We start from the raw sequence: 26,935 nt of genomic DNA, 5'->3' as shown, positions 1-26,935 counted from the left end.
CGAATTTTGCGTGACGCTTACAAGGCGCCACCGGTTGTTTGACAGAGTCACGGATGAAGAAACGACACGAACAAACCCAAAGGTTGATCAGCTTCTGGATCGCCTCTCTCACCATGGTGGCACTGGCCCTGTTGCTCAGTGCCTGGACCGCCAGTTTTTCCCACGCCAACCGCAACCAGGACCTGGCCGTCAGTGCTCTGGCCCGGGTTGTCGATATCCAGTACGAACGGGGTGTCCCTCTTGAGCAGATGGTGGTGTGGCTGCCCGATATGCTAAAGAGCTACCGGGCCCGGGATTTTGTGTTGTTGCGTTCCGGTGAGCCGGTCTACCAGTGGCAGGCGGAAACCGAGCCGGACAGACGCCCCTCCGTCACCTATCAGCGCACGCTGCGCAGCGGCAATATCATGCGGATCACCCTGGCCCGTCCCATGCTGCTGCTGGGGTTCGGTTTTGAGGAGTGGATTCTGATCTCCGTTGGCTTGATCGCCGCATTTGTGGTGGTTGGGGTGGGCACCGTGTGGCTCAATCGCGAGATGGCAGGGGTGGAGATCCTGGCCTACCGGGCCCGGAAGATTAACCGGGGCGATCTGGACGCGGCGGCCCAACCGCTCAAAGGGGAGCGCCCCCTGTCGGTTGGCCGTGCGATGATCAGGCTGCACCGGCAGTGGCGCAAAGAGCGGGAGGCCAAGCTGGAGCTGGATCGTCGCATCCGCGCCAACACCTTCCTCGACAGCGAGCTGGGGCTGGGCAACGCCATGTTCTTTGAGAGCCGACTTCAGGCTCAGACCCACAGCGGCATGATGGAGGGGCAGGGGATGGTCTGCCTGATCCAGTTCAGTGGACTGGACGGGTTGCCGGCCCAAACCCGCTTGCCGGTATTGCGCCAGTTTGCGGAGTTGTGTGAACCGCTGCTTTCAGAGCACAGCGATGGGGTGTTTGCCCGTCGCCACTGGCTGGAACTGGCACTGCTGGTGCCGATGTTGCCACTCAAGGAGGCGGAAGCGCTGGCGGCCCGTTTGCAGCGTATCGCTGACCGGCTTGATCTGCCCAAGGGGGCGGATCGGGAGCAACTGGTCCACATCGGCCTGGCTTACTACAACCAGGGTGACCAGCCGGACCAGGTGCTGGAGGAGGCGGAGATGGCACTGCGTGCTGCGCAGCTTCAGGGCCACAGCAACTGGTTTATGTATGACAAGGGTGCGGTAGACCGGGAGCTGGCACAGGGCACAGTACGTTGGCGCAGCCTGATTGAGAACGCGTTGGGCCGACGCGCCTGGGCCACTTTCTATCAACCGATACGTGGGCGCGATGGCGAACTGCTCTGCCATGAGCTGTTCAGCCGCATGCGTGACGCGAAGGGGCAACTGGTCCGGGCCGCCCTATACCGCCCGATGGCCCGGCGCTGTGGTCTGATCCCCCGTATTGAACGGGTACTGATGGAACTGGGGCTGCAGCAGATGCGCAACAGCGGCAGCGATACGCCCTTTAGCGTGAACATCGCGGCGGAGTCGCTGCTCCATCCTCGCTTCGGCAAGTCCGTGGCGATGTTGCTGGCCAACTATCAGGCGCGCCGGTCGCAGCTGATCCTGGAGCTGAATGAGCGGGAACTGGTTCAGCATGCGGAAGCGCTGACGCCGGTACTGCAGGAGTTGAAGAGGGTGGGGGTACAGCTGTCGGTGGATGGCGTGGGCCACACCGTAGAGAAAACCGACTACATCGACCGCTTTGATATCGACTGGATCAAACTGCATCCCAGTCTGGTCAGGCAGTTGCCTCTGCGCCCGGAAAACCAGCTGTTCATCACCAGCCTTATCCAGGCTGCCAGCCACTCCAAAGTGAAAGTGCTGGCGGAAGGGGTGGACGATGAATCGGATTGGCTGGCGCTGAAGCAATTAGGTGCAGATGGGGGTCAGGGTATCTGGTTCGGCGACGCAGTGGCTTACGATGAATCTGCTGCATCCTGACCCTAATATTCTTCAGGTCACAAAAATAGCGCCGTCAAACTATTGACGGCATAATGTACTCTTGCCAAAGTCTTTTAAGTTACAGAATATAGTAACTGGCTGTATTACTAAGAAAAAGTTTCGAATTGTTCCGGTTTGAAGTGGTATTCCCAAGGTGGGTTTATCACCTTTAGCCGTTTTAGGGGGCCCAGTGCTCAGTTGGTTTACAAGGAGGTCGACCTCCACCCCGCTGCTCGGCGGGACCGTTTACGATGACGGCGTATCCTTGCTTAACCGCCATGGTGAACTGGTGCAAATTGATGGCTGGCGCCGCTCGGTTTGGTCGGATTGTGCCAAACAGGTTGGCCCGGCCCGTCTGCAGTGGGTGCTGACCGACCCGCTCTATCAGATCCATGTCATTGATCGTCCGAAGGTGGATGACGCTGAACTGCCAGCGGCGCTGCCCTTTGCCATCAAGGATCTGGTCAATATCCCCATCAACCGAATCCACCTCGATTACTTCCAGCTTGCTGTGCAACCCGCGGGCAGCGACAAGTTGCAGGTGGTGGTTGCCGATAAGGACAAGCTGTCCCGTCTGGCCACCGCTCAGGAGCTGGCCGGATTCGCGCCCGGGGTGATCACCATTGAAGAGCTGGCGCTGGTGAACCTGTTGCCGGTTCATCCCCGTCCCCAGATGCTGCTTTGGCACCGTCCCGGTCAGGCTCTCAAGCTGCTGATCGGCGTTGAGGGCCAACTGCTGCTGAATCGTCAGATCCGCGGTTTCAACCAGCTGGACTCGCTCAGTGAGATTGAGCTGGAGCAGGGGCTGGTGGACGCGTTGATTCTGGAGCTTCAGCGCTCCATCGATTACCTGGACCGACAGCTGCATCAGCCCGCCATAGCGGGGATCAGTCTGTTGCTGCCTCTGCCTCAACAGGCGGTAATTCAGCGTTTGCTGGAGAGTCAGCTTGAAGTGCCGGTTCGGGCTATGACGACGGAACAACACCCTATTGATCACTGGCTGGCCCATGGGGCTGCCCTGGAGCGTGTCGATGAAACGTCGAGTTAATCTCTACGCCCCATCGCTGCTGCCTGAGCGTGCCCGCCTGACGCTGCCGCGGCTGATTGTGGCGAGCGTGGTGGTGCTGGTTCTGGCGATCGCCGTTGGCGTGATGCTGAATTTCCAGTCCCGTGGACTGGAGAAACAACTGGCCGCAGCCCGTGACAGTCAGACTCAGCAGAGTGCTGAACTGGCTCGGTTGGCTGCCCAGGTGCGTGCCCACCAGCCCCGTCCCGAACTGGTGGCCAAGGTGGAGCAGGCGCGTAAGCAGCTGGAGAGTTTCCAGCGGTTGACCTCCGTGCTGGATCAGGACGAACTGCTGACCCACCCCGGCTTCTCCAACCTGATGGCGGATCTGGCCAGCAGCGCTGACAACCAGGTGTGGCTGGAGCGTTTCCAATTGGCCCGTGATCAGGTGCTGCTCAGCGGTCAGGCCCGTCGAGCCGCTGCGGTGCCCGCCTGGCTCGATAAGCTGGGCCAACAGCCCTCCCTGCAGGGGCGTGCCGTCAGTCAGCTCAGCATCAAAGGGGAAGCGGGTAAACCGGTGCACTTTGTGGCAGGCCATGGCCTGGCGTCCAAGGAGGAGTCGCAATGAAAGCGTTAAGACACTGGTCTGAGCGTTTTGCTGCGCTGTCCCGTCGGGAGCGGGGATTGATCGCCCTGACGGCGGTCGTGGGCCTGCTTCTGCTGGTTTGGGCGCTGTGGCTGGAGCCGGCGATCAACGCCAATGGCGTAAAAGCACGACAGCTGGAGAGCACCCTGTCCCAGACCCGCAACATGGCGCAGGAGGCGGAGTCTCTTCGTCAACAGCTGTCGGCCAACCCCAATGACAAGATGGAGCAGGAGCTGGCGGATCTGAAGCGGCAACTGGCTCAGCACCAGGCCGATCTGGACGAGGAGCTGGTGGACTTGATTCCGCCAGAACAGATGTCCGCGGTTCTGGCGCAACTGCTGGCCCGTGCAGAAGGGGTCACTCTGATCGAGATGAATATTCAGCCTCCGGTGGCGCTGGTTAACGAAGGCGGGCTCTATCGCCATGGCGTCAAGCTGGAGCTGGAGGGCAGCTACTTCAAGCTCAAGGCGGCGCTGGAGCGCATGGAGCAGCTGGAACAACGATTTTACTGGCGTTTCCTGGATTACCAGGTGACCCACTACCCCAAAGCCCGGCTGCAGTTGCAACTGGACACCCTAGGTACTGAAAAGGAGCCGATCCGTGTGGGCATTCATCCCGGCACTGTTGCTGCTGATCTCTCCCGCTGAGGCGGCACAGGATCCAACTCAACCGCCGGCCTGGCTCAACGGGGCGGCGGCTCAGTCACGTCCGGCGGGAGAGCTGCAAAGCATTCTGGTGGACGGCGACAACCGTCAGGCCGTGATAGGTGGCGAAATCTATCGTGAAGGCGACCGTTTTGGCGCCAGCCGGATTCAGAATATCCGGCGCGACGGTGTGGAGCTGAGCAATGGCCAGTTCCTTAGCCTTTTCCCCAAATTCAGCGAACGGAATCAGGAGACACGATGGGACTGACCATGCACAGGGCGATGGCACTGGCGCTGTGCGCCGGAGCGCTGGCGGGTTGCCAGAATCTGCCGGAGCAGCGCCCGGAACCGACCCAAAGCAAAGCCGCCCTGGCCCAGGCCAGCGAAGCGGCCAAGCCGGTTGCACCGCCACCGGCCTTGTCCCCCTTGCTGCAACAGGAGCTGGAGGGGGGGCGCAGCCCCGCGATGACTCAACCTCAGGCACCGCGCATCGACGTGGCCGCCCGTGGTGTGGACGCCCAACTCTTCTTCGCCAGCCTGGTGGATGACAGCCCCTACAGCGTGGCGATCCATCCCGGTGTGAGCGGCAAGATCTCCCTCAACCTGCGCAAGGTGACGCTGGAGGAGGTGCTGGACACGGTTCAGGACCTCTACGGCTACGACATCCGCCGTCAGGGCCGGGTGCTGCAGGTCTATCCGGCGGGTATGCGCAGTCAGACCTTCCCGGTTAACTACCTGCTGATGCAGCGCAACGGTTTGAGCCTGACCTCGGTGAACGCCGGACGACTGACCGACGACTACGACAACGGCAACAGCAGCAACCGCAACAACAACTTCAGCGGTAACCAGAGCAGCAACCGGAACAATCGCAGCGACAGCGGAAATCGTCAGAGCAACAGCACCAACGGCACCTTTATCGAGACTCGCACTGAAACCGATTTCTGGGGTCAGTTGGAGAAAACCCTCGAGAAGATGATCGGCAATGGCGAAGGCCGTCAGGTGCTGACTCTGCCTCAGGCGGGGCTGGTCTCTGTCAGAGCTTTCCCTCATGAACTGCGGGAAGTGGAGAGCTTCCTGAGTCAGGCCCAGCAGAACCTGGAGCGTCAGGTGGTGCTGGAAGCGCGCATTCTTGAAGTGCAGCTGAGCGATGGCTATCAGCAGGGGATCAACTGGAGCGAAGTGACCGGCAGCATCGGCAGTACTGACATCAGCTTCGGCACCAGTGATGGCCAGTTTGGGAACGCTGTTACCGACGTTATCGGTGGCATCACCGGCATCAGCTTCTCCGGCACCGATTTCAATGCTGTGGTCACCCTGCTGGACACCCAGGGCGATGTGGATACCCTGTCCAGCCCCCGCGTTACCGCCATCAACAACCAGAAGGCGGTGATTAAGGTGGGCACGGATGAGTACTTCGTGACCAATGTCAGTGCCACCACCGTGGCCTCCGACACCCCCATCACCACCCCGGACGTGGAGCTGACGCCGTTCTTCTCTGGCATCGCGCTGGATGTGACCCCACAGATTGGTCAGTCCGGTGAGGTGCTGCTGCACGTTCACCCCTCGGTGACCGACATCTCCGAGCAGGTGAAGACCATCAACGCCCTTAACGCCACGCTGGAACTGCCGCTGGCGCAGAGCCAGATCCGCGAGTCGGACACCATGATCCGCGCCCACAGTGGTGACGTGGTGGTGATTGGTGGCCTGATGAAAACCATGGCGGAGCAGGTTGAATCGAAGGTGCCGGTATTGGGGCAGATCCCCATCCTGGGTGAGCTCTTTACCAACCGCAGTCAGCGCAACATCAAGACTGAACTGGTGATTCTGCTGCGTCCGACCATCGTTGAAGCGGGCACCTGGCAGCAGCAGTTGCAGCGTTCCCAAAACACCCTGGATGACTGGTACCCGAGCGCAAACTGATCCATGTATCTGTACCACTTCGGGCTGCGTGAGCTGCCCTTTACCTTGACCCCGAATACGCAGTTTTACTGCGAGCTGGCGCCCCATCAGGAGGCGCTGCAGGTGCTGCATACGGCACTGGCAGCAGGCGAGGGGTTTATCAAGGTGACCGGCGAAGTGGGCATGGGCAAAACCCTGCTGTGCAGGAAATTGCTGAAAGATCTTGGTGAGCGCTACAAGGTGGCCTACCTGCCCAACCCCTACCTCAGTCCGGACGAGATGCGTCGGGCGGTGGCACAGGAGCTGGGAGTGAAGGCCAGTGGCGATCAGCAGCAATTGACCGCTGCCATCAGCGAGCGCCTGCTGGAGCTGGCGATGTCCGGACAGCAGGTGGTACTGCTGCTGGATGAGGCGCAGGCGCTGCCGGACGAAACGCTGGAAGCGCTGCGACTGTTCACCAACCTGGAGACGGAGCGCTTCAAGCTGCTGCAGATGGTGATGTTTGGTCAGCCCGAGCTGGACCACCGCCTGGCCCAGCCGCAACTGCGCCAACTGCGGCAGCGCATCAGTTTCTCCTACACCCTGCGTGGATTGACCCGCGAGGAGTGCCGCGCCTACCTGGAGCATCGCCTCAACAGGGCGGGTTATCAGGGGCAGTCGCTGTTTACCCGGGCCCAGGTTGAGGGGCTGTGGCGGGCCAGTGGCGGTGTACCAAGGCTGCTGAACATCCTGAGCCACAAAGTGCTGATGCTGAGTTTTGGCCGGGGCGAGTTTCGCATCGATAACGCCACCCTGGCGGCGGCCGTGACCGATACCGAGGCGGCGGGCCCCTGGCAGAGCCGGTGGCAACGCTACCGCCTTTGGGCGCTGGTGGCGCTGGCAGTGGTACTGCTGGGCACCGGCCTTGCCCTCAGACTCTGGCCGGAGGGGATGGCATGAGCGTCATTAACGATACCCTCAAGGCGCTGGAACTGCGTGGCGGACGAGGGGCGATGCCGCAGTCTGTCGCCGTGCCAACCAGTAAGCGCCCGTCCCGCCGTCAACTGCCGGTGCCTGCCCTGTTGCTGGTGGTGCTGGGCTTGGCGATCGCCTGGGTTTGGTGGCCCACGTTGCAGCGCGTGGTTGGGTATTCCGGGCTGGTAAAGGTTCAGGCCGAACCCGCCAAGACAACGTCAGCGTCTGCGCCACAACCTGAGGTGGTGGCGCCGGAGCAGGCAGAGAGCGCGATTGAGGCTGTGCCCGACGCCGTGTCGGAAGCCCCCGTTGCCGAAATTGACGCCGTAGAGACGGCAGCGGTTTCAGAGCCCGATGTGGCCGAGCCGCCACAGGTTGCCCCGGAGCCAGAGCCCGCAGCTGAATCCGCTGCACCGTCTGAGCCGTTGGTGGCGGATGTGAAAGCGCCGGTGACGGAACCGGCTGAGCCGGTGGTTGCACCCACGCCCGCCCCGGAGCTGGCGATTCAGAAATCGGCCCTGAGCCCGGCGGAGCAGGCATTGGCTCTCTGGCGTCAGGCGCAACAGGCGGCCGATCCTGAGCCGCTGCTGGAGCAGGCGCTTGAGCTGGACCCCTATCTGCACGACGCCCGATTGGCGTTGTTGGCCTTGTTGGCTCAGCGGGGCGAAGCCGATGCCGCGTTGCTGGACGCGGCCCGCCGCTTTCCTCAGGAGGCAGCTTATCCCCTGCTGGCGGCGGAGTTGAGCCAACAGCAGGGCGAGGCGGAGCTGGCGCAGCAGTGGCTGGCGTGGGCCAGCCGTCTGACCCCGGACCGGGAGTGGCGGGCCCGTCGGGCCGGGCTGGCTCAACAACTGGGCCAGCTGACGCTGGCGCAACAGGATTACCAGGCTCTGCTTGATGCGGAGCCTCAGCGGGGCACCTGGTGGTTTGGTCTGGGCTATGCCCGGGACACCGGGGGCGATCTAAGCGGCGCCGTGACCGCTTACCAACAGGCGCTGAGCCGGGCGGATTTGAGTCCACAAGCCCGAGCCTTTATTCGTGACCGCTTGACCGTGCTGGAGAGCCAATGAAAACCAAGTTGAAACAGCGTTTGGGTGATCTGCTGGTCCACGAGGGGATCATCACCGAAGCTCAGCTGATGGATGCTCTGGCCGCCCAGAAAGAGAGTGGCCGGAAGCTGGGGCGTACCCTGATCAATCTGAAGTTGATCAGCGAGGAGCAGCTGCTGGGCTTCCTGGCCCAGCAGATGAACATCGAATTCCTGGATCTCCGGGCCCGCCGAATCAAGCCGGAACTGGTGCAACTGCTGCCGGAAGTGCACGCCCGCCGCTACCGCGCGCTGGTGGTGGCCGGTGATGACGAGCACCTGACGGTGGCGATGAGCGACCCGGCGGATCTCGCCGCCATCGACACCCTGGAAACCCTGCTGGCGCCCCGTCAGATCCAGCTGGCGGTGGCCACCGAAGGCCAGCTGCTGGACGCCTTCGACAACCTCTACCGTCACACCGACAAGATCGCCTCCATCGCGGGTGAACTCCACGAGGAGTACAGCGCCCAGAGTGATTTCAGCCTGGATGCGCTGGTGGCAGAGGATGCGGATAACGACACCACCGTAGTGCGTCTGCTGCAGTCCATCTTTGAGGACGCAGTGCAGGTGCGCGCCTCCGACATCCATATTGAACCGGATGAAAAGCTGTTGCGGATCCGCTACCGGGTGGATGGTCAACTGATGGAGAACACCCTGTCTGAGTACCGTGTTGCCAATGCGCTGGTGCTGCGCATCAAGCTGATGGCGGGGCTGGACATCTCCGAGAAGCGTCTGCCCCAGGATGGCCGCTTCCAGATGAAGGTGAAAGCGCACCAGATCGACGTGCGTCTCTCCACCATGCCGGTGCAGTACGGCGAATCCGTGGTGATGCGACTGCTTGACCAATCGGCGGGCCTGTTGCAGATGGAAGAAACCGGGATGCCGGCGGATCTGGTGGCCCGGGTGCGTAACCAGATCCACCGTCCGCACGGCATGATCCTGGTAACCGGCCCCACCGGTTCCGGTAAAACCACCTCCCTCTACGCCATGCTCAACGAGCTGAACCAGGCGGAGCGCAAGATCATTACGGTAGAGGATCCGGTGGAGTACCGTCTGCCGCGGATCAGCCAGGTGCAGGTCAACCATAAGATTGGCCTCGATTTCTCCTCGGTACTGCGCACCACCCTGCGTCAGGACCCCGACATCATCATGGTGGGGGAGATGCGGGACCAGGAGACCGTAGAGATCGGTCTTCGTGGCGCCCTGACCGGCCACCTGGTGCTCTCCACCCTGCACACCAACGACGCCATCAGCTCCACCCTGCGTCTGATCGACATGGGCGCGGCACCCTATCTGGTGGCCAGTGCGCTGCGGGCGATCATCGCTCAGCGACTGGTGCGTCGGGTGTGCCCGAACTGCGCTCAGCCACATGAACTCAGCCCCGGCGAGAAGGCCTGGCTCCGCCATATCGGTGGCGATGCACTGCTGGAGGCGCCGTTCCAGCAGGGTCGTGGCTGCCAGCACTGCAACCAGAGTGGCTATCGGGGCCGCATCGGGGTGTACGAGATGCTGGAGCTGGATGAGGCGATGGTGGAAGCGCTGCGCCGGGCCGACCCGGAAAGCTTCGCCCAGGCGGTCCGCCGCAGTGGCCAGTTCCGCCCATTGGCGCTGGCGGCACTCGATTATGCCCGCAAGGGGATCACCACCCTGGAGGAAGCGATGAAGCTGGTGGAAGACGCCTCCGAACTGGGTGGTGTTCTGGCAGAGCGCCTGAGCGCGGCAGAGGCGCACTGATATGGCGCATTTCCGCTACCGGGGACGGGATGAGACAGGCACGCTGGTGGATGGCGTTGTGGAGGCGGTCAATGAGAGTGCCGCCGCCGATATGCTGATGCGTCGCGCCATCATTCCGCTCAACCTGAATGAGGTGGTGCCGGGGCGTGAATTCAACTGGCGCGGGCTGTTGGCTCGTCGCCTGCCGCTGTCTGAGCTGCTGATGTTTACCCGTCAGATGCTCTCTCTGACCCGCTCCGGCATCCCCCTGCTGCAGGCGCTGGCGGGGCTGGTGGAGTCTCAGCGGCACCCGCTGATGGCCAGCACTCTGAAGGACATTGTGGAGCAGCTGACGGCGGGTCGTCCCCTGTCAGCCGCACTGAATCAACACCCCCTGGTGTTTACCCCGCTCTATGTGGCGATGGTGCACGTGGGGGAGAACACCGGTCGTCTGGACCAGGCGTTTGAGCGGCTGTCCGAGCATCTGGAACAGGAGCAGGACACCAAACGGCGGATCCAGTCCGCCATGCGCTACCCCCTGCTGGTGCTGGGCTTTATCGCGGTGGCAGTGGCGGTGCTCAACATTCTGGTGATCCCCAAGTTTGCGCAGATGTTTGCCAAGTTCGGGGCTGAATTGCCGCTGCCGACCCGGATCCTGATCGCCACCTCCGAGTTCTTTGTCAGCTGGTGGCCGTTGCTGCTGCTGGCTCTGGTGGGGGGCGTGATCGGGATTAAGGTCTGGCTGACCACTGAGTCGGGACGGCTGAGTTGGGATGGCTGGAAGCTGAGGTTGCCGATTGTGGGTTCCATCATCAGCCGGGCCAGCTTGGGCCGCTTCGCCCGAAGCCTGTCGATGATGATGCGGGGCGGTGTCCCGGTGAATCAGTCACTGTCGCTGGTAGCCGATGCGGTGGACAACCGTTTTATGCACGACCGCATCATTGGCATGCGTCGCGGTATTGAAGCGGGGGATACCATCAGCCGAACCGCCTCCGGTGCCGAGCTGTTTACCCCGCTGGTGCTGCAGATGATCTCTGTGGGCGAGGAGACCGGCCGCATTGACGAACTGCTGGATGACGTGGCCGCCTTCTACGAGCGGGAGGTGGACTACGAGCTGAAGGGGCTGACCGCCAAGATTGAGCCGATCCTGCTGACGCTGGTGGCAGGCATGGTGCTGGTGCTGGCATTGGGGGTCTACCTGCCGATGTGGGACATGTTCAACGCGGTTCAGGGGCGCTGATGGATCGCCAGGAGCGGGCCAGCGATGAGCTGCTATCCGCCTGGCATTCTGGCCTGGTGTGGCTGCTGGTGGCGCTGGTGCTGGTGGTGGGGTTGAGCCTGTGGAAACGCCGTCCTGAGGTGCCGGCACCGGTGGTTCAGGAGCGTTGGCTGCAATCGCTGAACCTGGCACGCGGTCAGTGGCTTCAGGGCCAAAAAGGGGGGCAACTGGCGTGGCGTGCCCCCGACGGACAAACGGTAACGCTGGTGGTGGATCCCCTGACCGGGTGGCCTCAGCCGACACCGAGTTGCGAATTTCTCTGGCTGGCCCTGATGGGTGAGCCAGCGGAGGGGCTGCTGAAGGGGATTGAACGCCCGGAGGCAGACCCGACTCACTGCCGTTATCGCCTCGGCGAACGGCGAGTGATGAGCTATTTCAGCCACAGTGGCAGTGTGATTCTGTCCACCGTGGATTGAAAGACGCTGCCCCGGAGGGGGCAGTGGATAACACAACATGATTGATTGGGCCTTATCGTTGGAGGGGCAAATGAAAAAACAACAAGGTTTCACCTTTGTGGAGCTGGTGATTGTGGTGGTGATCCTGGGGATCCTCGCCGCTGTGGCATTGCCCCGCTTCCTGAATGTGACCGATGAGGCTGAGAAAGCGTCGACCGAAGGGGTTGCCGGTGGTGTGGCGTCTGCCGTCGGCATCGTTCGCGCCCAGTGGGAAGTGGATGGCCGCCCGGTGGGCAGTGTGGTTCTGGATGGTCTCTCCGTGGACGTTAACCAGTTTGGTTACCCCAGCGGCGGTACCGCCTACAACGCCATGACCCCGACCTCCTGCCAGACCGCATTTAACGACATCCTGCAGAGCCCGCCGCAGCTGGTGCTGGCGACTGAGGATGCGCGCAACGCCCGTTATGTGGTGTCTGTGATTGATGACACCACACCGGTAGTGACCCCGGGTGGCACCACTGTGACTGACACCAAGGCGTGCCTGTACCATCTGGTCAGCGCGCTGAACCTGGATGCCAGCACTGGGGTTCCGACCGCAGTGACCCCGACCGACGGTAAAGGTTTTACCTACAACCCGGCCTCCGGTCAGGTTGTGAGTTTTAATAACTAAATCACTAAGTTACTTGTTTTTGCTTATTTAGGGAGCATTTATGAAACGTCAACAAGGTTTTACCCTGATCGAACTGGTGGTTGTGATCATCATCCTCGGTATTCTGGCTGTTACTGCCGCACCGAAGTTTATCAATCTGCAGACCGATGCCCGCATCGCGACCCTGAAAGGTGCCAAAGGTGCTCTGCAGGGTGCTAACGCTCTGGTTTACTCCAAGGCCGCGCTGTCCAGCCAGGAAAACGCGACCGGTGGTTCAGTGAAGATTGATAGCGATGGGACTACTGTCACCACCGAGTATGGCTATGTTGCCGCCACTGCCGCAGACCTGACCAAAATTCTGGAAGGTGATGTTGAGACTCTGGCTGATGAAGCGACCGCAGCCACCAAAGAGTGGGGCCTGATTAACGGCACCGATGAAGTGAAGGTTGTGCCCCAAGGCTTTAAAGGCAGCCAGAACTGCTACCTGCTTTACTCTGAAGCGGCTTCTGATGCGGCTCCTCAGTACGCCATCACTGATACCGGCTGCTGAGTCAGTATAGGGTGACAAGCCGTTTTGCTGGCTTCACTCTGGTTGAGTTGGTCACCATCATTATCCTGGTGGCCATTCTCAGCCTGTATGCCCTGTCCCGCTTTCTGGGGCCCTCGCAGTTTGCCACCTACGCCACCCGGGATGCCCTGGTGGCGGAGATGCGGCGTCTGCAACAGGGGGCACTGGCGGGGCAGAGCTGCACCCTGTCGGTAACACCGACCCAATTCTCTCTTACCGGCCCCTGCGCCGGTGAGAACCCTTACCCCCTTGAACGCACCACGGTCAGCCTGGCCGGCAGTCAAACCTTTATCCTGAGTCTGGATGGCATGGGCCGTCCACAAGCCCCCTGCGCAGGCGGCTGTGACTTGGCGATTGGCGGCGAAGCGCCGCAGACGGTCCGGATCGAATCCGAGGGGTATATCCATGGTCTGTAACCGGCGTTCCGGGGGATTTACCCTGATTGAGATGGTGGTGGGCATGGTGGTGCTGGCGATTGCGCTGGTGCTGATGGCCACCCTGCTGTTCCCTCTGGCTGAGCGCTCCGCTCAGGGGGTTCAGCGCGCCAAGGCGGCTCAGTTAGGTCAGGCGGTGCTGGCGGAACTCGCCGGGCGGCGTCTGGATGTGGCCACCCCCCTGGGTGGGGGCGCGGTAAGCGCACTGACCTGCTGTGCCGATGACGCAGCGGTGTGTGGCCCCGCAGCGGATGACCCTAATGATCCCGGCAGCTGGGAGCTGCTGGATCGCTTCGACGGCTTTAACGGCAGCGCCGACCGGTTACTGGGGGGCGATCTCTACAGCGGTTTTCTGGTTGAGATCGCCGTGCGCTGTCAGGCCGCGACTGCGGTGGGCAACACCTGGCCCGGCGGCGCCAAGCTGGCTGAGGTGACCGTAACCTCTCCCGCCGGTGAGCGGATTGAGTTTGCCCAGTTGAGAGGTAACTTCTGATGCGCGCCCTGGCTCGCCGTCAAGCCGGCCTCACTCTGGTGGAACTGGTGATCACCATTCTGGTGATGGGGATCCTGGCCTTGATGGTCACCGGATTCATCACCTTTGGAACCCGCATCTACGTGGAGAGCCAGGCCTGGCAACAGGAACTGGGCAATGTGCGTTATGCGGCCCAGCGCTTTAGCCGTGAGGTGCGGGATGCGCTGCCGGGCTCCCTGGAGGTGACCGAACACTGCCTGACCTTCCGGCCTATTCTGACCGGTGAGCGTTACCTGGCTGCACCGCTTCCGGGCGCAGGTAACGCCGCGCGGATGCTGGCTTACGCGCCCTCCTGCTGCACCAGCAGCAACTGCGATGCCTGCGAAGGCCAGACCCTGGCTCTGATGGACAACTACCAACCGGTGTTGCGTGAGATCACTGACAACCGTTGTCAGGGGGCCGACTGCGCGCGGGTGCGCTTCTCCCTGGATGCGGATCTGCCTAGTGGCCCCTTTTCGACCGCCCAACGCTACTACCTGGTTGGGGCGCCAATCCAGTGGTGTCTGGATGGCAACGGCGATCTGCGCCGTAACGGAGTGTTGATGGGAGAGGGGGTGGTCAACAACCCCCTGAACTGCGATCTGGCGGATCGCGACGATCCCGACTGCCCCTTTATGGAGCTGCCCCCCAGCCTCAGCCGCAACAACCTGGTGCTGCTGCAGTGGTGGGTGGAAGCGGGCCAACAGCGTCAGCGCTTTGTACAGGAGGTGCAGCTTGAAAATGTCCCCTGAACGCCAGCGCGGATCCGCCCTGGTGATGGCGGTGTTTGTACTGACCGTCATGCTGCTGCTGGGTACGGTACTGATGCGCACCCTCAGTCAGGAGAGTGCCAATGTGGGTCTGGAGGTGACGGGCACCCGGACCTGGGCGGCGGCGCAATCCGGCATCGACTGGGCGTTGGCGCAAACCCTGAATCGGGGGGGCGCGGCGGCTCAAACCGCGTGCACGGCCGCCAATGCGGTATTGAGCCCTGGCACCGGGCTGGCGGACCAGGCCGCGTTTGATCGCTGTCAGGTCACGGTGACCTGCCGCTACCGTGCCGCCCTGCCTGCCGATGAGGTGAGCCATGGATTTGAACTCTCTGCAGCCGCCGAATGTGGTGCGGATACCCTGCGGGTCAACCGGACGGTGGAGGCGTTGGCTTATGACTAAGCGTTGGCTGCTGGCGCTGCTGTGCTGGCTGCTGTGGGCACCGTTCAGCTATGCCTCCCTGCCGCAGTGTGACCTGATTTTTACCAAGCCCCCCTCGGGCGATCACGGAGGTGAGATCAATCTGCCTCCCAATGACACGTCGGATGGCTCTCTCTATATCGGGGCCAAGTGCGGAGGCGGCGGGCTTTGTAATTCCCCTTATCACCTCAGTCCCGCCCGGGATTATTTCTTGGATACCCTGAGCCTGGTAGGTCACGGCAGACGGGCGGCACAGTTGCATGTACCTGACACGCCTCCAGGCACCAGCACCCGCCTGTATGTAAACCATCTGGTGATCGACCATGGTGCGATCAACTGGGATGGCGCGCCGGAAGATCTGGTGATCATCGTGTATGGCAGTGTGTCGCTGACCCAGGCCCAGATTAAAGGGATCCTCTATGCCGACAATGATGTGCAACTGACGGGCCAGGTGCAGTTTGAAGGGGCGATCGCTGCCGGTGATGATTACTTTGCCGCGGGTAACAGCAACATCGATATTGACCTGGACGCGCTGGAGGACGGGGACCTGTCCGACATCTGTGATAACGGGCAAAACCCGGATCCGGTCTACTACCGCATTGAGCACGATGGCCAGGGGGTAACCTGTCAGGGTGAACCGGTCACCATCTCCGTCTGTAACGACTCCGCCTGTAACTCCCTCTCCAGTGAGACCGTCAACGTCACCCTGACGCCGACCACCGGCTGGGAAGGGGGCCGGCAGGTGTCCGTGACCGGGCAGACCACCCGGGTGCTGTGGAGCGGACAACCGGGAAGCGTCAATGTGGGCCTGACCGGCTCGATAGCTGGGACAGTCACCTGTCTGGTGGGGGGCACGGAAGTTGCCCCTGAGCAGTGCAATATCCAGTATGAGCGCAGCGCACTGCTGCTGGAGCCGGGGGCGCCTCTGGGGTGCCGTGATGAGACTCTGGTGGTCAAGGCGGTGCGGGCCAGCGACAGTGACCCCCGCCAATGCGTTCCGGCGATGACCGGCAATCAGGCGGTGGACTTTACCCTGGCGGCGCTGAACCCCTCGGCGCCGGTAGGCAGTCCGGTCTTTACTCTGGCGGGGCAAGCCCTCCCATTCGGTTCAACCCAATCGCGGACCCTGAGATTTAATGCGGAAGGCCAGGCGGCGATTCCCGCCAACTACAGCGACGTAGGGCAACTGCGACTTAGCGCCCGTTACCGTGCCGAGCACACCGGTGAAACCATCGAACTGGATGGACAGAGTGACTTTGTGGTGGCGCCGGCGGGACTGCACCTTTCCAGCCCGGATGCGCAGGCTCAGTGCGCCAGTGGTGACGCCAGCTGCAGTGCCTTTGTCACGGCGGGCACCGATTTCAATCTGAGTGTCACCGCCGCCTGCTGGCAATCCGACGATGACACCGACTTCAGCGACAATCCGGTGGCACGAAACTTCCAGCACAACGGAGTGCCGCTGGAGCCTGAGCTGGTGGCACCGCTGAATGGCCAGCCCAGTACTACCGGTTCGCTCAGTATTCCTGTCAGCCAAAACGGCACAGGGACAGCGCCTACCCAGATCAGTGAAGTGGGGGCCTTCCGCTGGCAGCTGGCGGCCGATGGCTTTGGATTGCGCCAGATCGATTACCTGGGCCGAAGTGTCAGCGCGGTTTCCGCCGATACCCTTGGGCGCTTTACCCCGGCCTATCTGGCGGTGGTGCCCAATGTGCCCTCTCTCGCAGGCTGCAACGCCATGGGCTACCTGGCACAGCCGCTGGACTTTGCCACGCCGCCCCGGTTAACCGTTCAGGGCATCAATGCGAACGGTCTGGTGACCCGAAACTACAACAGTGAGTTCTGGCGTCTGACCACCACATTGACCCCCCGTCACTATGCGGACGAGAGCGGTCGCCCTGAGGTGGATGAGGTGATCGCCGGTACCCTGATGGAGGAGAGCGCCGGTGATCCGGCCCTGGACCGGGTGCTGTGGCTGGATGGTACTCAAATCGCTTATCGCCGCAGCTCCACTCTGGTGGCCCCCTTTGATGCGGCGCTGGATCTGACCCTGGATGCCTCAGCCCTGACGGATCTCGATGGCATCTGTTACGGCGATGGCAGCGCGTGTCTGCCTTTGCGCATTGAGGATGTCGGCGGCGTGGCGTTGCGCTATGGCCGACTGGCGCTGGATAACGTCTACGGCAGTGAGCATCAGGCACTGACGCTGCCGGTTCGGGCGGAGTATTTTGATGGCGGCCAGTTTGTTCGGAATGAGCTGGACAGCTGCACCCCCTATGTGGCGACGGACCTGACTTTTGCCAGCGGCTCGCTCACGGCCAGTGGGGCCGGACTGCTGGCCTCCGGGCGGGGCCGATTGACCATCAATCCCGCTGGTTCAGCACTGGATACCCTGGCGGAATATCAACTGGCTTATCCCCACTACCTGCAGTGGTATTGGGGCCGGGCAGCGGCGCAGGATGTGGTGGGAAGACAGTGCGTTGAGAGTGATGGTACGACCGATCGACTTTGCAATCCGAAAGCTCGGGTGACATTTGGTCGCTATCGAGGACATGATAAGGTCATTTTTCGGCGGGAACGGCTGAGCGACTGAGTTTTTCCCCCGGATCCTGGCTCAAATGGGCCAGGATAATGATCCCAGACACACCCTGTGCAGATTGACTCGATCAGCCCCGCAAGCCAGCGCAGATGCGGCTTGTGGATAGTGCAGGGCGTTGGTAAAGTTAGCTGATTTTCCGCATCTCCCTCAGAATTTAATACGGGTCTGGCACATGTTTAAAAAAGTTCGTGGTCTGTTTTCCAACGACCTCTCCATCGACCTGGGTACCGCCAACACTCTGATTTACGTGAAAGATCAGGGCATCGTACTGAACGAACCCTCGGTGGTCGCCATTCGCCAAGAGCGTGCCTCTGGCCCGAAAAGTGTGGCAGCGGTAGGCCACGAAGCTAAGCAGATGCTGGGACGGACCCCGGGCAACATCACCGCAATTCGTCCGATGAAGGACGGTGTGATCGCCGATTTCTATGTCACCGAGAAGATGCTGCAGCACTTCATCAAGCAGGTGCACAACAACGGCGTGTTCCGCCCCAGCCCGCGAGTGCTGGTCTGCGTACCTTGTGGTTCTACTCAGGTAGAGCGTCGCGCCATCCGTGAATCCGCCATGGGCGCCGGTGCCCGTGAGGTTTACCTGATCGACGAGCCGATGGCCGCCGCCATCGGTGCTGGCCTGCCGGTATCGGAAGCGACCGGTTCCATGGTGGTGGATATCGGTGGTGGTACTACCGAAGTGGCCATCATCTCTCTGAACGGCGTGGTTTACTCCTCCTCCGTTCGCGTTGGTGGTGACAAGTTTGATGAAGCGATCATCAACTACGTTCGCCGTAACTACGGCTCTCTGATCGGTGAAGCCACCGCAGAGCGCATCAAGCACGAAATTGGCTCCGCTTACCCGGGCGACGAAGTGCGTGAACTGGAAGTGCGTGGCCGCAACCTGGCTGAAGGGGTACCGCGCAGCTTTACCCTGAACTCCAACGAGATCCTCGAAGCGCTGCAGGAGCCGCTGTCCGGCATCGTCAGTGCCGTGATGACCGCTCTGGAGCAGTCTCCGCCGGAACTGGCTTCCGACATCTCCGAACGCGGCATGGTGCTGACCGGTGGTGGCGCGCTGGTGAAGGATCTGGATCGCCTGCTGCAGGAAGAGACCGGCATTCCGGTTGTGGTTGCAGACGACCCGCTGACCTGTGTGGCCCGTGGTGGCGGCAAGGCGCTGGAGATGATCGACATGCACGGCGGTGATCTGTTCTCAGACGAGTAACGGATCCCCCTGATGAAGCCTTTTTTTCTCCGAGGCCTTTCTCTGCAGTACCGCCTTCTATTGGCGGTACTGTTTTGCTTGGCCCTGGTTCTGCTGAATGACAAGTTGGCGCCCGCCCGTGCGATGCTGACCACCCTCGTCAGTCCCATCCAGTACCTGGCGGCAATGCCGTCGGCGCTGCTGGATAACCTGTCCCGAAACCTCGCCACCCGTCAGACATTGCTGGCGGAGAATGACGCGCTGCATCAGCAACAGTTGCTGATCAGTGAGCGCCTGCAACGCCTGGAACACCTGGAGCAGGAGAACCAACGGCTGCGAACGCTGCTGGACTCTCCGACCCGTCAGGACTCCCGCCGTATGGTGGCGGAGGTGATGAGCGTGGACCAGGACCCCTTTAAACACCTGGTGCTGATCGATAAGGGCAGCCGTCAGGGCGTTTACGTGGGGCAGCCTGTGCTCGACGGCAAAGGTGTGGTTGGCCAGGTGGTGGAAGTGGGCCAGACCACCTCCCGCATTCTGTTGATCTCCGACCTGACTCACGCGATTCCCGTGCGGGTCGCCCGTAACGACGTACGCGCCGTGGCTCACGGCTCCGGACGGACTGACCTGCTGGAGTTGTCCCACGTGGCGATGAATACCGACATTGAGGTGGGCGACTGGCTCAACACCTCAGGATTGGGGGGCCGCTTCCCGGAAGGGTATCCGGTGGCTCGTGTCACCGAAGTGGAACGCACTGAAGGGCAGACCTTCGCCATTGTGAGGGCGGAACCCAGTGCCGACCTGGATCGCCTTCGTTATCTGTTGCTGCTGTGGACCGAGGAGGCGCCTGAATGAGCCACGAACGCGCGTCTGGCCGGGCCATTATCTGGCTGACCATCCTTGCGGCTCTGCTGCTGCAGGTGATGCCTTTGCCTCCTGCGGTGGCGGCTGCACGCCCGGATTGGGTGCTGCTGACGGTCACCTACTGGGTGCTGGCCCTGCCACACCGATTTAATATCCTCTCCGCCTGCCTGGTGGGGGTGGTGTTGGATATCCTGGTGGGCGGTACGCTTGGCGTGCGCGGCCTGGCCCTCTCCATCACCGCTTACCTGGTGGCGTTGCAGTATCAGAAGTTGAGGCACTTCGCCCTGTTCCAGCAGTTCCTGGTGATCGGCTCGCTGTCGCTGCTGCTGCACCTGTTGATCTACTGGGCGGAGTACCTGAGTAATCCGGCAATCACCATCGACTGGGTGTATCTGCAGCCGGTTCTGATCACCCCGCTGTTATGGCCCTGGGTGTTCTGGCTGCTGCGTCGCATCCGTCGTCAGTTCAAGATTCGATGATCATGACCACGCTCTATCTGGCTTCCTCCTCACCCCGCCGCCAACAACTGTTGGCTCAGCTTGGGTTCGATTATGAGATCCTGACGCCGGACATCGATGAAACTCCGATGGCGGGAGAGCCTCCGGAGGCGCTGGTAGAGCGTCTGGCCAGGCAAAAAGCGGAAGCGGGCCTGGCGATGGCAAAAGCCCCGCGCCCGGTACTCGGCTCTGATACCATTGTGGTGCTTGATGACCGGATCCTCGGTAAACCCAGAGACCGGGCCGATGCCTTGGCCACATTGGCCAGCCTGTCTGGACGCCGCCATCGAGTGATGACGGCTATCGCCCTGGCCACTGATTCCGGCACCCGAAGCCGGGTGGTCACCACTGAGGTTGAGTTCTGCGCGCTGACCCGCGAGCAGATTGAAGCCTATTGGGACAGTGGTGAGCCTGCCGACAAGGCAGGTAGTTACGGCATCCAGGGTCTGGGTGGCAATTTTGTCCGGGCCATCTTTGGCAGCTATTCCGCGGTGGTGGGACTGCCGCTGGTGGAAACCCGGGAACTGATTCAATCCCTCTGAGCGCAGGGACTTGGGCGACAAACAGATTTGGGAGGCAAGGTGCCATCACAAGGCGCAGCAGCGGAGCTGCTGATTAACGTAACCCCCACCGAGAGCCGAGTGGCTCTGGTGGAGCATGGCATGCTGCAGGAAGTGCATCTGGAGCGACGCAGTCGCCGGGGCATTGTCGGTAACATCTACCGGGGCAAAGTGACCCGGGTATTGCCGGGCATGCAGGCCGCCTTTGTGGACATCGGTCAGGAGCGGGCCGCGTTTCTGCACGCCTCCGATATCGTGCCCCATACCGAGTGTGTGGATGAGGATGAAGCCCGCGCTTTTCGGGCTGAGGACATTGTCTCTCTGGTGCGTCAGGGCCAGGACATCATGGTTCAGGTGGTGAAAGATCCCCTGGGCACTAAGGGTGCCCGTCTGACCACAGACATCACGCTGCCATCCCGTTATCTGGTGTTTATGCCGGGTTCGGCTCACGTTGGGGTGTCCCAACGGGTGGAGGATCCTCAGGAGCGGGATCGCCTCAAGTCGATCGTCGGCCAGTTTGTCGATAAAGATGGCGGCTTCATCATCCGTACTGCGTCCGAGAGCGTTTCCGAGCTGGAGTTGGCCCAGGATGCGGCGTTCCTGCGTCGCGTCTGGCGCAAGGTGATGGAGCGACGCAAGCGCCCCGGTAAGTCGGTTTCCCTGCTCTATGAAGAGCCCTCTCTGCCGCTTCGTATCGTCCGTGATCTGGCCACCCGAACCCTGGACCGGATTCAGGTGGATTCGCGCATGACCTACGAAGCGCTCAAAGAGTTTGTCGCCGAGTTTATGCCGGAGATCAGCGCAGCGGTTGAGCACTATCGTGGCAAAGCCCCCATCTTTGACCTGTTTGATGTTGAGAACGAGATCCAGCGGGCCCTGCAGCGCAAGGTGGAGCTGAAGTCCGGTGGCTACCTGATCATCGATCAGACCGAAGCGATGACCACCATCGACATCAACACCGGTGCCTTTGTCGGCCATCGCAACCTGGAAGAGACCATCTTCAACACCAACCTGGAGGCGACTCAGGCGATCGCCCGTCAGCTGCGTCTGCGCAACCTGGGCGGGATCATCATCATCGACTTTATCGATATGGTGTCTGAGGAGCATAAGAATCGGGTGCTGCATAATCTGGAGCTGTCGCTGGCTCAGGATCGGGTTAAGACCAGCATCAGCGGTCTGTCCCAGCTGGGTCTGGTGGAGATGACCCGTAAACGCACCCGGGAAAGCCTGGAGCATGTGCTCTGCGGTGAGTGTCCGGTGTGCCGCGGCACAGGCCAGCTCAAGACGGTGGAAACCGTCTGTTATGAACTCTACCGGGAGATCATCCGGGTGGACCGCGCCTACGATGCGGATGAGTTTGTGGCTTACGTCTCCCCGGCGGTTCAGGAGATCCTGGAGGGCGACGAGGCCCACAGCCTGGCTGAGCTTGAGGTCTATCTTGGCAAGCGGGTGCGGATCAAGCCCGAGCCTCTCTACGCCCAGGATAAGTTTGACGTGGTGATGATGTGACCCTACTCCGGCTGGGCCAGGGAGTAGGCAAATGGTGTTGGTATGGCCTCGCAGCCGCCTTGGTTGCACTGGCGCTTTTGGTCAGCCTGGTGCGCACCCTGCTGCCCGAGCTGGACAGTGTCCGTCAGGAGTTGATCAACACGGTTGAAGAGCGCTACGGCATTCAACTGGAGATCGCGCAGTTGGGGGCGGGCTGGGAGCCCAGCGGCCCCATGCTGACAGTCCACGGCCTGCGCATCGCCCCACAGGCGGACCAACCCCACTCTCTGACCATCCGTACCGCCCAACTGCAACTGAATTTCTGGGCCAGTCTGCTCAACTTCAGCCCCTACCTGGAACGGATCACCATCGACGGCGTTGAGTTGGGACTGAACCTGCAGGATAAGGACGACGAGGAGAGCAGTACCCGGCTGGAGCCGCTGCGTGAGCTGCTTCTGACACAGCTCGGACGGCTCTCCATTCACAACCTGACCGCCCGCATTCTGGTGGGTGAAACCGCGCTCTCTCCCATCTACCTGGCCAGCCTCAACTGGAAAAACCTGGATGGACGCCATCTGGGCGAGGGGGAACTGTATCTGGATGCCGCCCGCCGACAGGACGAAACCCTGACGTTGGCGCTGGAGCTGAACCGCCACTTTGATGGCCACCTGTTTGGCCGCGCCTACGTCAAAGCGGCGCAACTGGATATCGGTGATTGGCTGGCTCGTCAGTTGATGGACAACCCACTGGATTATCGCGGTGTCCTGAATCTTGAGGCCTGGGCCAGTCTCGATGAAAACGGGCTGAGAAACGCCACGGTACAGTTCGGTGAAAACGCACTGAGTTGGCAGCATGGCGATGCCCAATCCCTTACCCTCAACAGCGGATTGCTGCAGTGGTACCCCGCCCCTTCAGAGGGGTGGTTTGCCGGAGAACTGGTGGGGCAGGACCTGGCTCTTGCCAGCAATGGCGTGGATTGGCCGACGCTCCAGCTGCACCTGAAGCACCGCAACCGCGATATGTCGTTGTGGCTGAACACCTTGCCGGCCGCTGGCCTGGAGCCCCTGTTTGGCCTGATCCCGGGGATCGGCAGCGAACGGTTAAGCGAATTGCTTGCGCTGGACCCAAGCGGCGAGTTTGGCCCAATCCGACTGCAGCGCCGCGACGATCAGACGCAAGTGGAAGTGCCGTTTGAGCATCTTGCCTGGCACAGCAGCGGCTCCCTGCCGGGTCTGGATCAGATCAGTGGCGTGGCACGCTGGCAGGGTGACTGGGGTGTGCTCTCTCTGCCCTCTCAGGCGGTGACGCTGACCTGGCCCGATCAACTTCCCCAGCCGGTCATGCTGGACCAGTTTGCCCTGGCTGCAGAGTGGCATGCCAATCAACAGGGCGGCCAGCTGCGTTTGCCTGAGCTGCATCTTGGCAATGCGGACCTTGATGCCCAGCTGCGGGCGGCGGTGGGCTTTCCCAAAGACGCCCCGGCCCGATTGCAGCTCTACGGTGATATTGAGTTAAAGCAAGCCGGGGAGGCGGGACGCTACTTCCCACGCCGGGCCATGGGTGAGGGGCTCTCAGACTACCTAGCCAATGCCATCAAACGGGGCCACAGCGACAATGTTCAGTTGCTCTGGCACGGCGACCTCAACGCTTTCCCCTATGGGAATCATGATGGGATCTTCCTGGCCCAGTTTGATATGCAGGCGCTCACCTTCGATTTCCTGCAAGACTGGCCTGCGGTAGAGGGCGCTCTGGTGGAAGCCCGGTTTGAAAACGCCCGCATGGATCTGTGGCTTCGCGCCGGTGAACTGGGCCCCATCTCCGTTGAGGGCGCTCATGTGGCGATCCCCAGCCTCAGCAGCAAAGCGGTGTTGGAGATCCAGGGCAGTGTGCTGGCCAACGGCGCTGACGCCATCGAGGTGATGAAGGACAGCTTCCTGGCGGACAGCGTCGGGAAAACCCTCAACACCATCCGGATTGAGGACAGGCTGCCGGTTGCGCTGGATATGCGTTTCCCTCTGGGCTCCAAGGTTAAGGAGCAGCCTCAGTTGGTGCAGGGACGGGTGGCATTCTGGGATACCCCCGTGGAGGTGGTGCCCCTGACCCTGATGCTGGAACAGACCCGTGGCGAACTGCGCTTTAACAACAGCCATATTGAAGTCCATGGTCTTCAGGCCCGGATCTACAACCAGCCCTCAGAACTCTCTATCGTCGGCATGCCGGTTGACGATCAGTACGCGGTGGACATCGATCTGGCCACCCGCTGGCAGATGGCGCGGATACCCAACCGCCTGCAGAGTCCTCTGGACCCCTTCCTGATTGGGGGCGCACCGCTCGGCGGCGAGATCGCCCTGCGGGTGGGCAAGCACGGTGTGGATTATCAGGCGGAGCTTCGCTCCAACCTAGTGGGGCTCGCCATCGATCTGCCAGCGCCTCTGGGGAAAGAGGTGGAGACCGTTCAGAACCTGAAACTGGCGGTGACCGGCAATGGTGAAGGCGCCGAGGTATTGGCTTCTCTCGCGGATTCTGTCCATTTCCACGGTGAGCTGAACTTTGCGCAGGGCACCGGATTTCAGGCGTACCAGATTGCATTGGGCACCCAGGCGGCAAGGCCTATCCTGCCCGGTGGTTACCTTGAGTGGCTGGGAGACTCCATCGCCATTGACCAGTGGGAGCCCCTGATCAGCAGCTTTGCCAGCTACGACAGTCCGTTGCCGAAACAGTCCCGCTGGTTTCCGGCTCTGCAGCAGGTGGAGGTGCGCGCCCGTGACCTCTCTTTCTACCAGTTGCCTCTGGGCAACGGGTTGATCAGCGGCGGACCCACCAGTGAAGGCTGGGTGTTCCAGGTGGACAGCGACAACCTGCTGGGGACGGCCACCTTTGGTCATGACCTGAAGTCGGAGGGGATCCGACTGGTGGCGGACCGGTTGGCCCTGATCTCCGAAGAGGACGACAGCACCGCGGATGAGCCAATCCCGGCTGCCCCGAAAGCCTGGATCGGCAATATGCCGAAGCTGGATCTCAGCATCAATGCGCTGAGCGTCAACGACTTGCAGCTCGGACAGGCGCAACTGCGGGCTCAGCCGGAGGGGGATATCTATCGGATTGAGCAGTTCAACCTGTACCAGGGGGGGCACCAGCTGAGCCTGACCGGCCGCTGGGAACCGGACCAAGCGCTGAGTCGTTCCAGCTTTGAAGGCCAGCTTCGCAGCCCCGATGTGGGGGATCTGGCTAAACAGCTGTCGATGTCCCAGGGCATCCGCGATTCTGATATGACCATCACCTTTGGTCTCTCCTGGCCCGGTGCTCCCTGGCAGATGGAGTTGGCGGAGCTGGATGGCAACGTCGATTACCGCCTTGGCAAAGGGCACCTGGCTGAGGTATCGGACCGGGGTGCGCGTTTGCTGTCTATCTTCAGCCTGGAGTCCCTGCTGCGGAAGCTTTCTCTCGATTTTACCGACGTGTTTGGCAGTGGCCTTCACTTCAACCGGTTCGGGGGAACGGTTCAGGTGCAGGACGGGGTGGTGAAAACCCAGGACAGCGTGATGGATTCGGTGGCGGGAACGGTGCGGGTCAGTGGCTGGACCGATCTCTCCAGCCGGGAACTGGACTACCTGATCGCCTTCTCTCCAGCCCTGACTTCCAGCGTTCCAGCTGTGGTGTTTTTGAGTACCGGCGCCTGGACCATCGGACTGGGGGCCTTTGCGGTCAGCAAGATGCTGGAGCCGGTTCTGGAGGTGATCACCCAGGTGCGCTATCACCTGACCGGTACCCTGGATGACCCTATTCTTAACGAAGTGGACCGGACCAAGCGGGAGATTGCACTGCCCGAAAAGCCGGTGACCGAGGCGCCCAACGACGCGGAGTTGGAGGCCCTCAAGGCCCGGATCCTCGAGGCGCTGGATGAGTCCGGGGATGGGACTAAATCGGGACAAGGAGAAACTAAGGATGTGGTGTCACCTGATCCAGATGACCAGCCAGCCTCAACCGGAGCAGAATCTGAACCGGTTGAACCACTGGCTGAGCCAACTTCCCCGGCATCGTGAACCCTCACTGGTGGTGCTGCCGGAGTGCGCCCTCTGTTTTGGTACGGAGGGAGGCTGGGCAACACTGGCGGAGCCAGACCTGAATCAGCACCCTGACGCATCGGACCGGGCGCCGATGCAAACGGCGCTGGCGTCACTGGCCCGGCAGTATGGGGTCTACCTGGTGGCGGGCACCCTGCCAATTCTGGCGGAGGATGGACGGGCTTACGCCGCGTCACTGGTGTATGGGCCGGATGGAACCCGCTTGGGCCGTTACGACAAGATCCACCTGTTCGATGTGGACGTTGAGGATGGTACCGGACGCTATCGCGAGAGCACCCACACCCATCCCGGCAGCGGGCTGACTCTGGTGGATACCCCCTTCGGGCGGCTCGGGCTGGCGGTGTGTTACGATGTCCGCTTTCCGGAACTGTTCCGCGCTCTGGCAGAGGCCGGTGCAACGCTGATTGCGCTGCCTGCCGCCTTTACCGAGCCCACTGGCGATGCCCATTGGGACATACTGGTACGGGCCAGAGCCATTGAAAATCAGTGCTACCTGCTGGCCGCTGGCCAGCAGGGGCAACATGCCAACGGTCGGCGAACCTGGGGTCACTCCATGGTGGTGAACCCCTGGGGCCGGGTGGTGGCCCAATTACCTCAGGGCGAAGGGGTGGTGAGCGCACAGATCGACAGCGCCGAGATGGCGCGGATCCGCGACCGCCTGCCCGCCCTGAAACATCGTCGGCTGACCTAGGGCCGGCGCAAAGATGGAG

General features: G+C 61.7%; 25 protein-coding genes. All 25 read left to right on the top strand.

The window, feature by feature from the left end:
* The first annotated feature begins 53 nt into the window (after positions 1–53).
* The 25 genes from KUV52_RS06135 to KUV52_RS06015 all read left to right on the top strand — a co-directional run bounded on the left by KUV52_RS06135 (position 54) and on the right by KUV52_RS06015 (position 26,916).
* Complete coding sequence (locus KUV52_RS06135; protein ID WP_222525060.1) at positions 54–1,964, top strand: EAL domain-containing protein; 1,911 nt, start codon at positions 54–56, stop codon at positions 1,962–1,964.
* A 190-nt stretch (positions 1,965–2,154) separates the two neighbouring features.
* The gene (locus KUV52_RS06130) at positions 2,155–3,012 is read left to right on the top strand and encodes a hypothetical protein (RefSeq protein WP_222525059.1); all 858 of its coding nucleotides are present in this window, start codon (positions 2,155–2,157) and stop codon (positions 3,010–3,012) included.
* Positions 2,996–3,598: a PilN domain-containing protein gene (locus KUV52_RS06125; protein WP_222525058.1), complete on the top strand. Its 603-nt coding sequence runs from the start codon at positions 2,996–2,998 to the stop codon at positions 3,596–3,598. Before KUV52_RS06130 ends, KUV52_RS06125 begins: the two co-directional genes overlap by 17 nt.
* Positions 3,595–4,263, top strand: coding sequence for a type II secretion system protein GspM (gene gspM / locus KUV52_RS06120; RefSeq protein WP_222525057.1), 669 nt, complete (start codon positions 3,595–3,597; stop codon positions 4,261–4,263). Before KUV52_RS06125 ends, gspM begins: the two co-directional genes overlap by 4 nt.
* Complete coding sequence (locus KUV52_RS06115) at positions 4,217–4,528, top strand: hypothetical protein (protein ID WP_222525056.1); 312 nt, start codon at positions 4,217–4,219, stop codon at positions 4,526–4,528. Before gspM ends, KUV52_RS06115 begins: the two co-directional genes overlap by 47 nt.
* Positions 4,519–6,180, top strand: a complete 1,662-nt coding sequence (gene mshL / locus KUV52_RS06110) for a pilus (MSHA type) biogenesis protein MshL (RefSeq protein ID WP_222525055.1) — start codon at positions 4,519–4,521, stop codon at positions 6,178–6,180. Before KUV52_RS06115 ends, mshL begins: the two co-directional genes overlap by 10 nt.
* 3 nt (positions 6,181–6,183) lie before the next feature.
* Positions 6,184–7,098: an ExeA family protein gene (locus tag KUV52_RS06105; RefSeq protein WP_222525054.1), complete on the top strand. Its 915-nt coding sequence runs from the start codon at positions 6,184–6,186 to the stop codon at positions 7,096–7,098.
* Positions 7,095–8,183 carry a hypothetical protein gene (locus KUV52_RS06100; protein WP_222525053.1) on the top strand — a complete coding sequence of 363 codons (1,089 nt, stop codon included), beginning with the start codon at positions 7,095–7,097 and terminating at the stop codon, positions 8,181–8,183. The genes KUV52_RS06105 and KUV52_RS06100 overlap by 4 nt, the downstream gene beginning before the upstream one ends.
* Positions 8,180–9,934 carry a GspE/PulE family protein gene (locus KUV52_RS06095; RefSeq protein ID WP_222525052.1) on the top strand — a complete coding sequence of 585 codons (1,755 nt, stop codon included), beginning with the start codon at positions 8,180–8,182 and terminating at the stop codon, positions 9,932–9,934. The genes KUV52_RS06100 and KUV52_RS06095 overlap by 4 nt, the downstream gene beginning before the upstream one ends.
* A gap of 1 nt (position 9,935) precedes the next feature.
* Entirely contained in the window at positions 9,936–11,153 is a 1,218-nt protein-coding gene (locus KUV52_RS06090; RefSeq protein WP_222525051.1) for a type II secretion system F family protein, read from the top strand.
* Positions 11,153–11,608: a hypothetical protein gene (locus KUV52_RS06085; RefSeq protein ID WP_222525050.1), complete on the top strand. Its 456-nt coding sequence runs from the start codon at positions 11,153–11,155 to the stop codon at positions 11,606–11,608. The genes KUV52_RS06090 and KUV52_RS06085 overlap by 1 nt, the downstream gene beginning before the upstream one ends.
* Positions 11,609–11,678: 70 nt before the next feature.
* A complete protein-coding gene (locus tag KUV52_RS06080; RefSeq protein ID WP_222525049.1) occupies positions 11,679–12,257 on the top strand; it encodes a prepilin-type N-terminal cleavage/methylation domain-containing protein in 579 nt (192 codons plus the stop codon).
* Positions 12,258–12,297: 40 nt separating this feature from the next.
* Positions 12,298–12,786: a type II secretion system protein gene (locus KUV52_RS06075; protein ID WP_222525048.1), complete on the top strand. Its 489-nt coding sequence runs from the start codon at positions 12,298–12,300 to the stop codon at positions 12,784–12,786.
* Positions 12,787–12,797: 11 nt separating this feature from the next.
* Complete coding sequence (locus KUV52_RS06070; RefSeq protein WP_222525047.1) at positions 12,798–13,220, top strand: type II secretion system protein; 423 nt, start codon at positions 12,798–12,800, stop codon at positions 13,218–13,220.
* Entirely contained in the window at positions 13,210–13,731 is a 522-nt protein-coding gene (locus tag KUV52_RS06065; protein WP_222525046.1) for a prepilin-type N-terminal cleavage/methylation domain-containing protein, read from the top strand. The genes KUV52_RS06070 and KUV52_RS06065 overlap by 11 nt, the downstream gene beginning before the upstream one ends.
* On the top strand, positions 13,731–14,501 hold the full coding sequence (locus KUV52_RS06060; RefSeq protein WP_222525045.1) for a PilW family protein: 771 nt from the start codon (positions 13,731–13,733) through the stop codon (positions 14,499–14,501). Before KUV52_RS06065 ends, KUV52_RS06060 begins: the two co-directional genes overlap by 1 nt.
* Positions 14,491–14,922, top strand: a complete 432-nt coding sequence (locus tag KUV52_RS06055; protein WP_222525044.1) for a pilus assembly PilX N-terminal domain-containing protein — start codon at positions 14,491–14,493, stop codon at positions 14,920–14,922. The genes KUV52_RS06060 and KUV52_RS06055 overlap by 11 nt, the downstream gene beginning before the upstream one ends.
* Complete coding sequence (locus tag KUV52_RS06050; protein WP_222525043.1) at positions 14,915–17,530, top strand: DUF6701 domain-containing protein; 2,616 nt, start codon at positions 14,915–14,917, stop codon at positions 17,528–17,530. The genes KUV52_RS06055 and KUV52_RS06050 overlap by 8 nt, the downstream gene beginning before the upstream one ends.
* A 178-nt stretch (positions 17,531–17,708) precedes the next feature.
* Complete coding sequence (locus KUV52_RS06045; protein WP_013346968.1) at positions 17,709–18,752, top strand: rod shape-determining protein; 1,044 nt, start codon at positions 17,709–17,711, stop codon at positions 18,750–18,752.
* A 12-nt stretch (positions 18,753–18,764) separates the two neighbouring features.
* Entirely contained in the window at positions 18,765–19,586 is an 822-nt protein-coding gene (gene mreC / locus KUV52_RS06040) for a rod shape-determining protein MreC (protein WP_222525042.1), read from the top strand.
* Entirely contained in the window at positions 19,583–20,074 is a 492-nt protein-coding gene (gene mreD, locus KUV52_RS06035; protein ID WP_222525041.1) for a rod shape-determining protein MreD, read from the top strand. Before mreC ends, mreD begins: the two co-directional genes overlap by 4 nt.
* Positions 20,074–20,634 (top strand): Maf family protein, encoded by a 561-nt coding sequence (locus KUV52_RS06030; protein ID WP_315900192.1) that lies wholly within the window; start codon positions 20,074–20,076, stop codon positions 20,632–20,634. Before mreD ends, KUV52_RS06030 begins: the two co-directional genes overlap by 1 nt.
* 39 nt (positions 20,635–20,673) lie before the next feature.
* The gene (gene rng, locus KUV52_RS06025) at positions 20,674–22,161 is read left to right on the top strand and encodes a ribonuclease G (protein ID WP_222525039.1); all 1,488 of its coding nucleotides are present in this window, start codon (positions 20,674–20,676) and stop codon (positions 22,159–22,161) included.
* A complete protein-coding gene (locus KUV52_RS06020) occupies positions 22,158–26,183 on the top strand; it encodes a YhdP family protein (RefSeq protein WP_222525038.1) in 4,026 nt (1,341 codons plus the stop codon). Before rng ends, KUV52_RS06020 begins: the two co-directional genes overlap by 4 nt.
* On the top strand, positions 26,086–26,916 hold the full coding sequence (locus tag KUV52_RS06015; protein ID WP_222525037.1) for a carbon-nitrogen hydrolase family protein: 831 nt from the start codon (positions 26,086–26,088) through the stop codon (positions 26,914–26,916). Before KUV52_RS06020 ends, KUV52_RS06015 begins: the two co-directional genes overlap by 98 nt.
* The last annotated feature ends 19 nt before the right edge of the window (positions 26,917–26,935 follow it).

Source organism: Ferrimonas balearica (assembly GCF_019802055.1).
Lineage (GTDB): Bacteria > Pseudomonadota > Gammaproteobacteria > Enterobacterales > Shewanellaceae > Ferrimonas > Ferrimonas balearica_A.
Note: the sequence above shows the minus strand (reverse complement) of the source record. Positions and strands in the feature narration are given on the sequence as shown.

Bases quoted from the DNA above. Each gene is read 5' to 3' on its own strand.
- KUV52_RS06135 (WP_222525060.1), top strand. From the start codon at position 54: ATGAAGAAACGACACGAACAAACCCAAAGGTTGATCAGCTTCTGGATC.
- KUV52_RS06125 (WP_222525058.1), top strand. From the start codon at position 2,996: ATGAAACGTCGAGTTAATCTCTACGCCCCATCGCTGCTGCCTGAGCGT.
- gspM (WP_222525057.1), top strand. From the start codon at position 3,595: ATGAAAGCGTTAAGACACTGGTCTGAGCGTTTTGCTGCGCTGTCCCGT.
- mshL (WP_222525055.1), top strand. From the start codon at position 4,519: ATGGGACTGACCATGCACAGGGCGATGGCACTGGCGCTGTGCGCCGGA.
- KUV52_RS06105 (WP_222525054.1), top strand. From the start codon at position 6,184: ATGTATCTGTACCACTTCGGGCTGCGTGAGCTGCCCTTTACCTTGACC.
- KUV52_RS06100 (WP_222525053.1), top strand. From the start codon at position 7,095: ATGAGCGTCATTAACGATACCCTCAAGGCGCTGGAACTGCGTGGCGGA.
- KUV52_RS06095 (WP_222525052.1), top strand. From the start codon at position 8,180: ATGAAAACCAAGTTGAAACAGCGTTTGGGTGATCTGCTGGTCCACGAG.
- KUV52_RS06090 (WP_222525051.1), top strand. From the start codon at position 9,936: ATGGCGCATTTCCGCTACCGGGGACGGGATGAGACAGGCACGCTGGTG.
- KUV52_RS06085 (WP_222525050.1), top strand. From the start codon at position 11,153: ATGGATCGCCAGGAGCGGGCCAGCGATGAGCTGCTATCCGCCTGGCAT.
- KUV52_RS06080 (WP_222525049.1), top strand. From the start codon at position 11,679: ATGAAAAAACAACAAGGTTTCACCTTTGTGGAGCTGGTGATTGTGGTG.
- KUV52_RS06075 (WP_222525048.1), top strand. From the start codon at position 12,298: ATGAAACGTCAACAAGGTTTTACCCTGATCGAACTGGTGGTTGTGATC.
- KUV52_RS06065 (WP_222525046.1), top strand. From the start codon at position 13,210: ATGGTCTGTAACCGGCGTTCCGGGGGATTTACCCTGATTGAGATGGTG.
- KUV52_RS06060 (WP_222525045.1), top strand. From the start codon at position 13,731: ATGCGCGCCCTGGCTCGCCGTCAAGCCGGCCTCACTCTGGTGGAACTG.
- KUV52_RS06055 (WP_222525044.1), top strand. From the start codon at position 14,491: ATGTCCCCTGAACGCCAGCGCGGATCCGCCCTGGTGATGGCGGTGTTT.
- KUV52_RS06050 (WP_222525043.1), top strand. From the start codon at position 14,915: ATGACTAAGCGTTGGCTGCTGGCGCTGCTGTGCTGGCTGCTGTGGGCA.
- KUV52_RS06045 (WP_013346968.1), top strand. From the start codon at position 17,709: ATGTTTAAAAAAGTTCGTGGTCTGTTTTCCAACGACCTCTCCATCGAC.
- mreC (WP_222525042.1), top strand. From the start codon at position 18,765: ATGAAGCCTTTTTTTCTCCGAGGCCTTTCTCTGCAGTACCGCCTTCTA.
- mreD (WP_222525041.1), top strand. From the start codon at position 19,583: ATGAGCCACGAACGCGCGTCTGGCCGGGCCATTATCTGGCTGACCATC.
- KUV52_RS06015 (WP_222525037.1), top strand. From the start codon at position 26,086: ATGTGGTGTCACCTGATCCAGATGACCAGCCAGCCTCAACCGGAGCAG.